At 74.0% G+C, this 13,391-nt stretch carries 11 protein-coding genes; 6 read left to right on the top strand and 5 right to left on the bottom strand.

Going from position 1 to position 13,391, the window contains the following annotated elements; genetic code table 11:
• Positions 1-562, top strand: a 562-nt coding sequence (locus tag ACYC1Z_RS10770) for a spermidine synthase (RefSeq protein ID WP_461409523.1), incomplete at its 5' end; no start/stop codon positions are given.
• Positions 563-780: 218 nt separating this feature from the next.
• Here ACYC1Z_RS10770 and ACYC1Z_RS10765 read toward each other — a convergent pair.
• Complete coding sequence (locus ACYC1Z_RS10765; RefSeq protein ID WP_461409522.1) at positions 781-2,244, bottom strand: MFS transporter; 1,464 nt, start codon at positions 2,242-2,244, stop codon at positions 781-783.
• A 169-nt stretch (positions 2,245-2,413) separates the two neighbouring features.
• Positions 2,414-3,349 carry a PAC2 family protein gene (locus tag ACYC1Z_RS10760; protein ID WP_461409521.1) on the bottom strand — a complete coding sequence of 312 codons (936 nt, stop codon included), beginning with the start codon at positions 3,347-3,349 and terminating at the stop codon, positions 2,414-2,416.
• A 273-nt stretch (positions 3,350-3,622) separates the two neighbouring features.
• Between ACYC1Z_RS10760 and ACYC1Z_RS10755 the strand changes: the two genes are divergently transcribed.
• Genes ACYC1Z_RS10755 through ACYC1Z_RS10740 form a run of 4 tightly spaced genes read left to right on the top strand, consistent with a single transcriptional unit; the run spans position 3,623 to position 10,102 of the window.
• Complete coding sequence (locus ACYC1Z_RS10755) at positions 3,623-5,917, top strand: HelD family protein (protein WP_461409520.1); 2,295 nt, start codon at positions 3,623-3,625, stop codon at positions 5,915-5,917.
• Between the two features lie 58 nt (positions 5,918-5,975).
• Positions 5,976-7,196, top strand: a complete 1,221-nt coding sequence (gene serA, locus ACYC1Z_RS10750; RefSeq protein ID WP_461409524.1) for a phosphoglycerate dehydrogenase — start codon at positions 5,976-5,978, stop codon at positions 7,194-7,196.
• Positions 7,197-7,221: 25 nt separating this feature from the next.
• Positions 7,222-8,256, top strand: coding sequence for an L-glyceraldehyde 3-phosphate reductase (mgrA, locus tag ACYC1Z_RS10745; RefSeq protein WP_461409519.1), 1,035 nt, complete (start codon positions 7,222-7,224; stop codon positions 8,254-8,256).
• A 28-nt stretch (positions 8,257-8,284) separates the two neighbouring features.
• A complete protein-coding gene (locus ACYC1Z_RS10740; RefSeq protein WP_461409518.1) occupies positions 8,285-10,102 on the top strand; it encodes an AMP-binding protein in 1,818 nt (605 codons plus the stop codon).
• A gap of 117 nt (positions 10,103-10,219) precedes the next feature.
• On the opposite strand, the gene nrdR is transcribed toward ACYC1Z_RS10740, so the two are convergent.
• The gene (gene nrdR / locus ACYC1Z_RS10735) at positions 10,220-10,783 is read right to left on the bottom strand and encodes a transcriptional regulator NrdR (protein WP_461409517.1); all 564 of its coding nucleotides are present in this window, start codon (positions 10,781-10,783) and stop codon (positions 10,220-10,222) included.
• Positions 10,784-10,867: 84 nt separating this feature from the next.
• Positions 10,868-11,362 carry a LysM peptidoglycan-binding domain-containing protein gene (locus ACYC1Z_RS10730; protein WP_461409516.1) on the bottom strand — a complete coding sequence of 165 codons (495 nt, stop codon included), beginning with the start codon at positions 11,360-11,362 and terminating at the stop codon, positions 10,868-10,870.
• A 223-nt stretch (positions 11,363-11,585) separates the two neighbouring features.
• Here ACYC1Z_RS10730 and lexA point away from each other — a divergent pair, with 223 nt between their 5' ends.
• Positions 11,586-12,284 (top strand): transcriptional repressor LexA, encoded by a 699-nt coding sequence (gene lexA / locus ACYC1Z_RS10725; protein ID WP_461409515.1) that lies wholly within the window; start codon positions 11,586-11,588, stop codon positions 12,282-12,284.
• Between the two features lie 31 nt (positions 12,285-12,315).
• On the opposite strand, the gene ACYC1Z_RS10720 is transcribed toward lexA, so the two are convergent.
• Positions 12,316-13,391 (bottom strand): ATP-dependent DNA helicase (locus tag ACYC1Z_RS10720; RefSeq protein ID WP_461409514.1); only part of this gene is annotated, 1,076 nt, incomplete at its 5' end.

The raw sequence follows: 13,391 nt of genomic DNA, 5'->3' as shown, positions 1-13,391 counted from the left end.
CGGCACCCCCCCGCTCCGTGCCGCGCTCGACGCCGAGCTGACGCGGCTGGTCCGCGAGTGGTTCGACCTCCCGCGGGCGCCCCGCCTGCGGATCCGCACCGGGGACGCTCGGGCCGTCGTGGCGGCCGCGGCGCCCGGTGCGTGGGAGGTCGTGGTGCGGGACGTCTTCTCGGCCGGCCGGGTGCCCGCGCACGTGCGTACGGTCGAGGCCGCCCGGGACGTGCACCGCACGCTCGCCCCGGGCGGGCTCTACCTCGTCAACCTCGCCGACCACCCGCCGCTGCGAGAGGCACGCGCGGAGGTCGCCACGCTGAGCGAGGTGTTCGAGCACGTCCTCGTCATCGTCGATCCCGCGATCCTGCGAGGGCGCCGTTACGGCAACCTGGTGCTCGCGGCCTCGGCCGAGCCGATGCCCGCCGCGGAGGTCGCCCGGGCCCTGCTCCGGCTCCCCCTGCCGGTGCGTGCCCTGCACGGCGTCGAGGTGGCGAACTTCCGCGGCGGCGTCCCTGCCGAGCACGACCCGGCGGCGCCGCCCGACGAACGGGCGGCCGGCGAGGGCTGAAGCCGGCCATCGGGGCATGCGGGCCCGCCGGCCCGGGCGCGGGCACGCTCGGCGGAACGGAGTCGGTCGGCGGAACGGAGTCGGTCGGCAGCGCGCGGAGCGCCCGGACGTTCACCGCCCGCGGGGCCCTCGGCGCCGTGGGTGACCTCGAACTCGAGCCGCTGCGTCCCCTCGAGCGAGCGGTAGCCGTCGCTGGTGGCACGCGGCGCTGCGCGGCGTCAGTCGATGTCCCGGCGCCGGGCCCGCATCTGGGCGACGATCTTGCGTACCGACGGCACGAACACGCCGTGCTCGGCCATGCGCCGCCGGGTGGCGCGGCGGGCCAGGAAGAACCCGACGATCCCGACGAGCCACACGACCCCCTGCGTGGCGAAGGCCGCCCGGAAGTCGTCGAGCACGTACGCACCGCTCGGCCGGACGATGTCGAGGACCAGCCCGACGAGGAAGATCGCTACGAGCGATGCGACGAAGCCCCCGACGTTGACCATTCCGGTGGCGGTGCCGAGCCGCGCGGGTGGCACGGAGGTGCGCGCGAAGTCGAACCCCACGTTCGACGCCGTGGCAGAGGTGGTGAGCGCGACGATCAGCACCACGAGCTGCCACGTCGGCCGTGGGGTGTCGGGGATCAGGACGGCCGTCCAGGCGGCGACGGCGAAGACGACGGCGCCGACCACGAGCCAGGACCGGCGCAGGGGGTGGCGGGCCTGCAGCTCGCCGGCCACCGGCCCGGTGACGATGCCCACGAGGGCGCTGAGAGTGAGCAGCGCGCTGACGGTCCGTGGGCTCGCGCCCTGCCCGGCGGTGAGGAACGGCACGCCCCACAGGAGGGTGAAGGTGTTGGTCGGGAAGAGGCAGACGAAGTGGGTGAAGAAGCCCAGCCAGGTGCCGGGCTCGCCGGCGACCTCTCGCAGGGTGGACTTCTTCGCCCGCGGCGTGGGCACCGGCGCGTGCGGGATCTCGGCCCCGGTGCCCACCGGCTGGACCGCGGCGTCCCGGGTGCCGACCGGGTGCTCGGCGTCCCGGGCGCCCGCGGGGTCAGGGACCGCGCCGGTGCCGGTGGGGCGCGGCGTACCGGGGGCCCCCGTCGGCTCCCGGCCCGCCGGCCGGTCCCGGACGACGATCGCGACGAGCGCGGCCATGAGCATGCCGACGCCGGCGAGGGAGGCGAACGCGACGGTCCAGCCGGAGCCGACGAGCAGGGCCAGGAACGGGACGGCGGAGACGATCTGGCCGGCGGACCCGATGATGCCGGTCAGCTGGGTGAGGAGCGGGACCCGGCGCGACGGGAACCAGGCCGGGACGAGCCGGATCACCGAGACGAACGCGGTGGCGTCCCCCATGCCGACCAGGACCCGGGCCACGAGCGCCATCGGCAGCGTGTCCACAAGGGCGAGGGTGAGCTGACCGGCGGCGAGGATCACCGCACCGACGGCGATGATCGTGCGGGACCCGTACCTGTCGAGCAGCAGTCCCACCGGGATCTGCGCTGCGGCGTAGACGGCGAGCTGGACCACGGAGAAGAGCGACAGCGTCGCGGCGCTGATCTCGAACTGCGCCACGGCCTGCAGTCCGGCGACCCCGAGCGACGTCCGGCCCGTGACCGCGACGACGTAGGCCGCGAGCGCCGCACCCCAGACCAGGAACGCGGTGCGCGGCGGGGCCGGCTCGTTGAACGGGGACACGCCGGCCATTGTGGCAGTGCTCCGGCCGGCGCACGCTGGGGGCTCGAATGCGGCCGTGAGGACCCGGTGGGGGTCGGTTCAGGTCCTCGACGACACAGTCGAACGAGCCGACGCCGGCGTGGTCGGTGTCATCCGCGCCAGGGCCGGGCTGGTGCTGAGGTCGGCCGGGTCAGAGCTGCGGCGTGCCGGCCCCGCCCTCCTGCTCGGCGAGGAAGGCCTCGAGCTCGGCGCCGATCTCCTCGGCGGTCGGCAGCTGGTCGGGCTCGCTCGTCAGGGTGGTCTGCCCGGGCATGGCGCGAGCCGCCATGAAGGCGTCGTACTGCTGCTCGAGGGCGTGCACGACGGCCCCGACCTCGCTCAACGCCGAGACCTGCGCCTCGATCTGGAGCGCCGTCGACGCCGCGGCCGCCTCGAGCTCGCCCACCGGCAGCGCGAGGCCGGTGTTGCCGGAGAGCTGGCGGACCAGCTCGGCGGCGGCCTGGGGGTACTCGGACTGGGCGAGGTAGTGCGGGACGTTCGCGGCGAAGCCGAGGGCGTCGTGCCCTGCCCGGCCGAGCCGCAGCTCGATCAGACCGGTGACGCTGCCCGGGATCTGGACGGTCCCCATCATGTGTCGCCGGGGGTCGACCAGGCCGTCACGCGTGGCGTGCGAGGTGATCGTCACCGGTCGAGTGTGCGGCACCGCCATCGGGATGCCCTGGACCCCGATCGTGCGCTGGACGCCCAGATCCTCGACGAGGTCGACGACGGCCTGGGTGAAGGCCTCCCACCGCAGGTCCGGCTCCGGGCCGTGCAGGAGCAGCAGCGGCGTGCCCTCGTCGTCGCGCAGGAGGTCGAGCGCGACCACGGGCTCCTCGTAGTCGGTGAATCGCCAGTCCTCGAACTCCATCGGAGGGCGGCGGGCCCGGTAGTCGATCAGCTCGTCGGGGTCGAAGGTGGCGATGCGCTGCGCGGGCAGCGAGTCGAGCAGGTGCTGGGCGACGAGCATGCCCGCGTGGCCGGCGTCCATGGCTCCCCGCAGGGCGTGGATCATGACGGGAACGGGCGCCGGGACGGCGGCGAGCGCCTCCCGGTTCACGGAGTACAGATCCCTTGGATCGCGCATGTCCGGCGCTCCTCTCTCATCGACCACCGGTGGTGGTCCCACCACTTCTACTGGCATCAACCGCGGGGGCGGCCCGGGCATTCCACGGCATCCGTGACGCACGCCACGGAGGCCGCCCGTCGAGACGCCTCGTCGAAGGGGCCTGCATCAAAGCGCCGATTGACGGATAATAGATGCTCGCGCCGTCCGGCGACGCCGCGAGCACCAGTCCGCGAACGTGCCGGCAGCAAGCCCCCAGAGCGCGAGCAGCAGTCCCCGAGAGCAGGAGCACGAGTGCCAGGTCCGGCCACGCCCCCCCCAAGGACAGCCACGGCGGCGCCACCCGCCGTCCGGTCCGCCGTCTCGGACGAGCAGGACTACGTCGACACGGTGTACGCGCGGCTCGACGAGCTGCGCACGTCCTACGCCGACCAACTCGCCTCCGTGCGCCGGGAGGGCCCGTCCGGTTCCCCGCAGAACCGCTCGGAGCGTGATGCCTTCGCCGCCCACTACACCGACGCCGTCGCGCGCCTCGACCACGTGGAGAACCGGCTGGTCTTCGGCCGCCTCGACCTGCGCGGCGGCAGGGAGCCGCTGTACGTGGGCCGCATCGGCCTGTCCGACGCGGCGCACGACCAGCTGCTCGTGGACTGGCGGGCGCCGAGCGCCCGTCCGTTCTACCAGGCGACCGCCGCCCACCCCGGGCACGTGGTGCGCCGGCGCCACCTCATGACTCGGAGCCGCGCCGTGGTGGGCGTGGAGGACGAGCTGCTCGACGGCGAGCACATCGAGGAGTCGGTCGCGGCGGGGCTCACCGGCGAGGGCGCGTTGTTCGCGGCGATGTCCGCCGCCCGCGACGGTCGGATGAGCGACATCGTCGCCACCATCCAGGGCGAGCAGGACGCGGTGATCCGTTCCCCGCTCGACGGCGTGCTGGTGGTCCAGGGCGGTCCCGGGACGGGCAAGACGGCCGTCGCGCTGCACCGTGCCGCCTATCTGCTCTACGCGCACCGCGACCGCCTGCAGCGCTCGGGCGTGCTGCTGGTGGGGCCCTCCCGCGTCTTCCTGCGCTACATCGAGCAGGTGCTGCCCTCGCTCGGCGAGTCCGACGTGGTGGCGACGACGATGGCGGACCTGCTGCCGGGCACCAGCGCGACGGCGGAGGAGCCCCCCGCGGTGGCCACCGTGAAGGGCCGCAGCTCGATGGTGCAGGTGCTCGCCCGGGCCGTCAAGGGGCTCCAGCGGGTCCCCGACCAGGTCCAGGAGCTCCAGGTGGAGGGTACGACGGTGCACCTGCGGCCCGATCATGTCCGCTCCGCCATGGCGCGTGCCCGGCGGACCGGGCTGCCGCACAACCAGGCCCGCGAGACCTTCGCACTCACGGTGCTCGACCATCTGGTCCGCGAGTACGCGGGCACCCGAGGCATGGATGACCCCGAGGAGCGGGCCTACCTCCTCCAGGACGTGCGCGGCGCGCGCGACGTCCGGGTGGCGGTGAACCTGTGCTGGATGCCGACGACGCCGCACGGCCTCCTCGAGAAGCTCTACGCCCGGCCCGAGCTGCTCGTCCGGTACGCCGGCGGCATGTCACCGGCCGACCGGGCGCTCCTGCGGCGCGCACCGGGCGCATCGTGGACGGTGGCCGACGTGCCGCTGCTCGACGAGCTCGCCGAGCTGCTCGGCCCGCACGAGCAGGCCGAGGGGGCCCGTACCCGCGCCGAGGCCGAGATCCAGTCCGCCGCGGAGCTGCGCTACGCCCGCGACGCGATCGCCTCGCAGGACCTCGGGATGGGAATGGTCACCGCCGAGATGCTGGCGGCCCGGTTCCAGGCGAGCGGGCCGCGCCTGACGACGTCGGAACGGGCCGTGGCGGACCGCACGTGGACGTACGGCCACGTCGTCGTCGACGAGGCGCAGGAGCTCAGCCCGATGGCTTGGCGGGCCTTGCAGCGCCGCAACCCGAGCCGATCGATGACCGTCGTGGGCGATCTGGCCCAGCGCAGCGGGCACCGGCCGGCCAGGTCGTGGGAGCAGCTCCTGGGCCGTGGCACCGGCCGGCACGTCCGCGAGACGGTGCTGACGATCTCCTACCGCACGCCGGCCACGGTGATGGACACCGCCACCGCCGTCATGGCGGCGCTGGACGCGGCACCCTCCTACCCGGTGCGGTCCGCGCGGGACCTGCCGGGCGCGCTCCTGACCACCGCCGCCGACGCGGCGGGGCTCGTCGACGCGACCGTCCGGGTGGTCCGCGACGAGCTCGCCGCGCTGGACCTCTCCGACGGTCCCGGCGCCGGCCGCGTCGGGGTCCTGGTGCCCACCGGGCGGGACCTCGAGATGCTCGGTGCGCTCGCCGCGGCGGCGGACCTGGCGGGCGCCCTGACCTCGGGCGAGTCCGACCCGCTCGGCGCCCGCGTCGCCGTGCTCGATCCGTTCGCGGCGAAGGGCCTCGAGTTCGACGTCGTCGTCCTCCTCGAACCGGCGGCGGTGCTCGAGGCCGGCCCCGGCGACCTGTACGTGGCGATGACGCGACCCACCCGCCGCCTGCACGTGGTGCACGCGAGACCGCTCCCGGTCGGCTTCCCGTGACCGATCCACACCCTGGACAGATTTGCTCCGCATGACGAGACGGGCGGACGATGGGCAGGTGGCCCGCGCACTGCTCCTGGAGAACCCCCACCCGAATGCCGACGCGGCGTTGACCGCGGCCGGCTACGAGATCGTCCGGACGCCGCGCGCCCTGGACGAGGGAGAGCTGATCGCGGCGCTCGACGGCATCGAGCTCGTCGGCATCCGGTCGACGACGCACATCACCGAGCGCGTCCTCGCCGCGCATCCGCAGCTCCTCGCGATCGGCGCCTTCTGCATCGGGACGAACCAGATCGACCTGCGCGCCGCCGCCCGGCGCGGCGTCGCCGTCTTCAACGCGCCGTTCTCCAACACCCGGTCCGTGGTCGAGCTCGCCGTCGCCGAGATCATCGCCCTCACCAGGCGGCTCACCGTGCGCGACAAGTCGCTGCACGAGGGGGTGTGGGACAAGACCGCGGCCGGCTCGCACGAGGTCCGCGGCCGCACGCTCGGCATCGTCGGCTACGGCAACATCGGGACCCAGCTCTCCGTCGTCGCCGAGGCCCTGGGCATGCGCGTGATCTTCTACGACACGGCCGAGAAGCTCGCGCTGGGCAACGCCCACCGCATGACCTCCCTGCCCGAGCTCCTCGCCGCCGCGGACGTCGTCACCCTCCACGTGGACGGGCGCGAGGGCAACGCGGGCATGTTCGGCCCCGAGCAGTTCGCCCAGATGAAGCACGGTGCGGCGTTCCTGAACCTCTCGCGCGGTTTCCTGGTCGACTACGCCACGCTGCGCACCCGCATCCTGGACGGCTCGATCTCCGGGGCGGCCGTGGACGTCTTCCCCGAGGAGCCCCGGAAGAGCGGCGACCCGTTCGACTCGGCGCTGCGTGGCCTGCCCAACGTCATCCTCACCCCGCACGTGGGCGGTTCCACGCAGGAGGCGCAGGAGAACATCGGCCTGTTCGTCTCCGGCAAGCTGGGCCGGTACATCCGCAGCGGCTCCACCGATCTCTCCGTGAATCTGCCGCGGCTGACGCTCGCGGCGTCCGACGCCGCCCGCTACCGGATCGCGTTCGTGCACCGCAACACCCCCGGGGTGCTGGCGCTGGTCAACCAGACGTTCGCCGAGCACGGCGCGAACATCGAGGGCCAGATCCTCGGCACGCATGGCGAGATCGGCTACGTGGTGACCGACATCAGCTCCGAGCTGCCGGTCGAGGCCGTGGAGGCCGTGCGCCAGATGGAGGACACGGTGCGCCTGCGCGTCATGCGGCGGCCCGAGGTCGAGGACTGAGCCGACGGAGCAGTACGGTCGGGGTATGTATGCTCCCCGCCCCGAACGCTACTCGTCCATGACCTACCGCCGCTGCGGACGCAGCGGCCTCGACCTTCCCGCCATCGCCCTGGGGCTCTGGCAGAACTTCGGCGAGCCGACCCCATACGCCACCCAGCGCGACATCGTGCTGCGCGCCGTCGACCTCGGGATCACGCACATCGACCTGGCGAACAACTACGGCCCGCCGCCCGGGTCCGCCGAGAAGTCGTTCGGCCGGCTGCTCGTCGAGGACCTCGCGGGCCTGCGCGACGAGCTGGTCATCTCCACGAAGGCCGGGTACGAGATGTGGCCCGGTCCGTACGGGGACGGCGGCTCCCGGAAGTACCTGCTGGCCTCGCTGGACCAGTCCCTGGAGCGGATGGGCCTGGACTACGTGGATATCTTCTACTCCCACCGCGTGGACACCACGACGCCGGTGCGCGAGACCATGGGCGCGCTCAAGACGGCGGTGGACTCCGGCCGGGCGCTGTACGCGGGCATCTCCTCCTACTCCGCCGAGCGCACCCGGGAGGCCCTGGCGGTCGCCCAGGAGATCGGGCTGGACATCCTCGTGCACCAGCCGTCCTACTCGCTGCTGAACCGCTGGATCGAGGAGGGGGACCCCAGCCTGCTCGACGTCATCGGCGAGACCGGTCTGGGCACGGTCGTGTTCTCCCCGCTGGCGCAGGGCATGCTCACCGACAAGTACCTGGACGGTATCCCCGCTGACTCCCGCGCGGCCCGCGGCGGCTCGCTGCGCCAGGAGTTCCTCAACGACACCACGCTGGCCCACGTGCGCGCCCTCGACGACCTCGCCGCGGCGCGGGGCCAGACCCTGGCCCAGATGGCCATCGCGTGGGTGCTGCGTGACCCCCGCGTGACGACGGCCCTGGTCGGGGCGTCCAGCGTGGCGCAGCTGGAGAGCTCGGTGGCGGCCCTGGACGACCTCGCGTTCAGCGACGCCGAGCTGGCCGCCATCGACCAGCACGCGGTCGACGCCGGCATCAACATCTGGGCCTCACGCTCCTCGGCCCGCTGACGCGCCCATGACGCAGGAAGGCGGCGACATGACCGCACCCACGCCCACCGACCCGCCCGGTGACCGCGGTGAGGCACCGGACGACGTCGACCCGCTCACCGGCGTCGTCCGGGAGGTCGACCTGCCCACGGAGCCCATCCCGACGCTGCTCGACGCGGCCGTCGGGCGTTACGGCGACCGGGTCGCGCTGGAGTTCCTCGGCGCGAGAACCACCTACCGTGAGCTCGGCGCGGCCGGGGGGCGAGCGGCCGCGCTGCTGGCCGCGGCCGGCGTCCGCCCGGGTGACCGGGTCGCACTCGTGCTGCCGAACTGCCCCCAGCACGTCGTGGCGTTCTACGCCGTCCTCCGGCTCGGCGCGGTGGTGGCGGAGCACAACCCGCTCGCGCCGCCGGCGGAGATCCAGCACCAGCTCGCCGCGCACGGTGCCCTGGTGGTCCTCGCGTGGGAGAACGCCCTCGACCGCGTCGTCCCCGGCGGGGACCTGGGCGGCCGCACGGTCTTCGCCGTCGACCTGACCGCCGCGCTGCCGCGACGCTCGCGGGTCCTCCTCTCGGTGCCGCTGCCCGCCGCGCGCCGGCAGCGGGCCGCGCTGCGCGGACCGGTGCCGCCGGGGGTCCGGAGCTGGGACAAGGAGCTGGCCGCCGCTCCCGCGCTGCCCGCCACGTTCCCGTACCCCGACGTCACCGACCTCGCGGTGCTCATCCACACCGGCGGCACGACCGGGGTGCCCAAGGCGGTGGCGCTGACCCACCTGAACCTCATGGCCAACGCCGCCCAGGGCGAGGCGTGGGTGGGGGGGCTGCGCCACGGCGCCGAGACGTTCTACGCGGTCCTGCCGTTCTTCCACGCCTTCGGCCTGACCCTGTCGCTGACGATCGCCGTGCGGATGGGTGCCACGCAGGTGGTGCTGCCGAAGTTCGACGTGGACATGGTGCTGGCGGCCATGCGCCGCATGCCGGGGACGTTCTTCCCCGGCGTCCCACCGATGTTCGACCGGCTCGCGCGCGCTGCCCAGGAGCGGGGGACGGACCTGACCTCGGTGCGCTATGCGATCTCCGGTGCCATGGCGCTGGACCCGGCGGTGGCGGCACGGTGGGAGGCGGTCACCGGCGGCCTGATCATCGAGGGCTACGGGATGAGCGAGGCCTCCCCGGTCGTGCTGGGGAACCCCTTCAACGAGCACCGCCGGCCCGGCACGCTCGGCCTGCCGTTCCCCTCGACCGAGATCCGCGTGGTGGATCCGGAGAACCCGGCCGTCGAGGTGTCGCCGGGCGAGACCGGTGAGCTGCTGATCCGGGGACCGCAGGTCTTCGCCGGCTACTACGGCCGCCCCGAGGAGACCGCCAAGGTGCTGCTCGACGGCGGCTGGCTGCGCTCGGGCGACATCGTGCGCCGCGTCGAGGACGGTTTCGTCGTGCTCGCGGACCGCATCAAGGAGCTCATCATCACGGGCGGCTTCAACGTCTACCCCTCCCAGGTCGAGGACGCGGTCCGGTCCATGCCGGGCGTGAGCGACGTGGCGGTGGTCGGCGTGCCGGACGGCTCGCGGGGCGAGTCGGTCGTGGCGGCCCTGATCCTCGAGCCCGGCGCCCAGGTGGACCTGGAGGCGGTACGTCGGTGGACGCAGGAACGGCTCTCGCACTACGCCATGCCGCGCCGCATCGCGGTGCTGGAGGAGCTGCCCCGCTCCCAGCTGGGCAAGGTGCTCCGCCGGAAGGTGCGCGAGCAGCTCCTCGAGGTCGGGGAGCACGTGCAGTCCGCGGTGTCCGCGATCGGTGACGCGGCGGCCCGGCCGAAGGGTCGCAGCCCCCTCAAGGGCCATCAGGACCACGACGACCGAGCCTGAGGGCGACCCCGAAGGTGCACCCACGGCGCGCGGGAGGCCCGGCCGAACGCGGGACGTGCGCGGAGCCGGGATGCCGGTGGCGGCGACGGCTTCCCCTCCGTCGCCACCACCGGCCGTTCAGCGGGTCGTGGCCTCGTCGGCCTCGACGGTGCCCAGCGTAGCCGAGCGGTCGGGCGTCCGGACGGGGTCGACGTCCCGGTCCGTCTCGTCGCCCTGGGGCCCCACGAGCTCGCCGGCCCGCCCGGCGCGCAGGTCGGCGATGGCGGACTCGAAGTCCTCCAGGCTGCCGAACGAGGAGTACACGCTCGCGAAGCGCAGGTAGGCGATCTCGTCGAGCGCGCGCAGCGGGCCGAGGATCGCCAGGCCGATGTCGTGCGCCTCGATCTGGGCGGCACCGCTGGAACGCAGGGTCTCCTCGACCTGCTGCGCGAGGAGCGCGAGATCGTCGTCGGAGACCGGCCTGCCCTGGCACGCCTTGCGCACGCCGGCGACGACCTTGTCCCGACTGAAGGGCTCGATCGCCCCCGACCGCTTCACGACGGTGAGGCTGGCCGTCTCCAGCGTGCTGAATCGGCGCCCGCAGGCGGGACACTGGCGCCGGCGTCGGATGGCGGAGCCGTCCTCAGCGGTACGGGAGTCGATCACGCGCGAGTCCGCGTGACGGCAAAACGGACAGTACAAACCGGGGCTCCTCACTGCACCGACGGGCCCGGTGGATCCGGGACACGCCGTCAACATTCTCGCACCTGCCGCCGCCATGCCGGGTCAGTGCACCGGCACCAGCAACTGCTGGCCCGCGCGGAGCTCGTGGGAGGACAACGCGTTCAGCTCCGCGATCTCGGCGACGACGTCCCGCACGTCCTCGCCGACACCGGCGGCGCCCGCCGCGAGGACCCACAGCGTGTCCCCGGCCTCGACCGTGACCGCAGCGGTCCCGGGTGCCACGCCCGCGGGGACCCGCAGACCGGCGGCCACCCCCAGGCCGACCGACAGCGCGGTCGCCACCACGAGCACCACGGCGGTGCGCACCGCCCGGCCGCGGCGCGTCAGCCGCAGCGGCGTCGCCGTGCTCCGCTCCCCCGGCACAACGACGACGCCCGCAGCCTCGTGGGACACCGCAGCCGGCGCCTCGACGGCCACCGGCCGGCGCGGCACGAAGCCCGGCCCCACGAGCTCCAGGCCCGCGCGCCGGTGTGGGCGGGTGGGCAGCCGGACCGGGCGGGCGGGCTCCCAGGCGGGGTGGGCGACGAGTGCACTCATGATCTCTCCTCGAACCTGTGTTCGTAGAACAACTGTACGACAGCGTAGGGGTTCGGGCCTCGGATGTCGACACACCGTCGAACAGATGTTTGAGATCACGGCCGTTGCCTCCTAGGCTGGTGTCACGAAGCACACCACCGCCCACTGACATCGGCGTGATCCCGACGATCCGCCGTCACCGGAGCACCGGCCGTCCCGCCGGGCGCGAGGAAGGACCACCGCCGTGAGCACCCTCGAAGAGCCGATCGCCCCGGACACGCTGCCCGACGGAGACGGAAACGACCTGACCGAGCGCCAGCGCAAGATCCTGGGCACGATCCAGGCGGCCGTGCTCGCCCACGGCTACCCACCGAGCATGCGCGAGATCGGGCAGGCCGTGGGCCTGACGAGCCCGTCCTCGGTCAAGCACCAGCTCGGTGTGCTCGAGCGCAAGGGCTACGTGCGCCGCGACCCGAACCGGCCCCGGGCCATCGAGCTGCGGGACGACCCGCGCGTGGGCGTGACGGGGCCGCCGAACGCGTTCGACGCGGACGGCCTGCGGTCGGGCGAGCCCACCTACGTGCCCGTCGTGGGGCGCATCGCCGCGGGCGGCCCGATCCTGGCCGAGCAGCACGTCGAGGACGTCTTCCCGCTCCCGCGCCAGCTCGTCGGCGACGGCGAGCTGTTCCTGCTCAAGGTGGTCGGCCAGTCCATGATCGAGGCCGCGATCTGTGACGGCGACTGGGTCGTCGTCCGGCGCCAGCCCGTCGCGGAGAACGGCGAGATCGTCGCCGCGATGCTCGACGGCGAGGCGACCGTGAAGACGTTCCAGCGTCGCGACGGCCACGTGTGGCTGATGCCGCAGAACGCCGCGTTCGCCCCCATCCCCGGTGACGAGGCCCAGGTCCTCGGCCGGGTGGTGACCGTCCTGCGGAGCCTCTGAGCCACGCCGCGGCCGGTGCCGGACCGCTGGGCTACGGCGCCGGGCTGACCGGTACCCGGGCCGCGGCGGCGAGGCGTTCGAGCGCTGCGGCCGCGACCGCCGGGTCGTTCGTGCGCCACAGTGGCGGCAGGGAGCGCAGCAGGAACGACCCGTACCGCGCGGACGCGAGGCGCGGGTCGAGCACGGCCACCACGCCGCGGTCGGTGGTGGTGCGCACCAGCCGGCCGGCGCCCTGCGCGAGCAGCAGCGCGGCGTGCGTCGCCGACACGGACATGAACCCGTTCCCGCCGGCTGCGGCGACGACCTCGGCGCGGGCGGACTTCACCGGGTCGTCCGGGCGCGGGAACGGGATCCGGTCGATGACCACCAGGCGGCACGTGGGCCCGGGCACGTCGACGCCCTGCCAGAGCGAGAGGGTGCCCATGAGCGACGTCGCCTCGTCCGCCGCGAAGCGCCGCACCAGCGTGGGGAGCTGGTCCTCACCCTGGCAGAGCACGGGGGTGTCCACCTCCGCCCGCAACCGCTCGGCGGCGGACTCGGCCGCCCGGCGCGAGGAGAACAGGCCGAGGGTGGCCCCGCCGGCCGCCCGCACCAGCCGGACGAGCTCGGCCAGGACCTCCTCGGTGGGTCCTTCCCGCCCCGGCGGGGGCAGATGGGCGCCGACGTAGAGGATGCCCTGCCTCGGATAGTCGAACGGGGACCCGACGTCGAGCCCGCGCCAGGGGCGGTCGGCGTCGAGCGTGAGGCCGAGGACGCGGGCGAGCGAGTCGAACGTGCCGCCGAGCGTGAGCGTGGCCGAGGTCAGCACGGCAGCGCGGCCGGCGAGCAGCCCGGCGGCAACGGGCCCGGCGACATCGAGCGGAGCCAGCCGCAGGCGCGGCTGCTCGTTGCCGACGCGGGGGCGTTCGCACCACAGGACGTCCGCGCGCCGGGCGACGCCGTCGCCGAGGAGGCGCTCGGCGACCTCGTGCAGGACCACCATGGCGGAGCGGGCCATGGCCCGGCCGCCGGCGTCCTCGACGGCGTTCTTGCCGCTCTCGGGCCTCATGAACGAGATCGCCGCGCGCGCGCCGGCCTCGACGAGGACGACCGCGTCGCGCAGCCCGG

The organism is Georgenia sp. (genome assembly GCF_054605595.1).
The sequence above is the reverse complement of the archived record's forward strand: the minus strand, read 5'-3'. Positions and strand labels throughout refer to the sequence as shown.

Excerpts from the sequence above, each read along its gene's own strand:
- ACYC1Z_RS10760 (WP_461409521.1), bottom strand. The coding sequence starts at position 3,349 with ATGCGCGATCCAAGGGATCTGTACTCCGTGAACCGGGAGGCGCTCGCC.
- mgrA (WP_461409519.1), top strand. The coding sequence starts at position 7,222 with ATGTATGCTCCCCGCCCCGAACGCTACTCGTCCATGACCTACCGCCGC.
- ACYC1Z_RS10740 (WP_461409518.1), top strand. The coding sequence starts at position 8,285 with ATGACCGCACCCACGCCCACCGACCCGCCCGGTGACCGCGGTGAGGCA.
- ACYC1Z_RS10730 (WP_461409516.1), bottom strand. The coding sequence starts at position 11,362 with ATGAGTGCACTCGTCGCCCACCCCGCCTGGGAGCCCGCCCGCCCGGTC.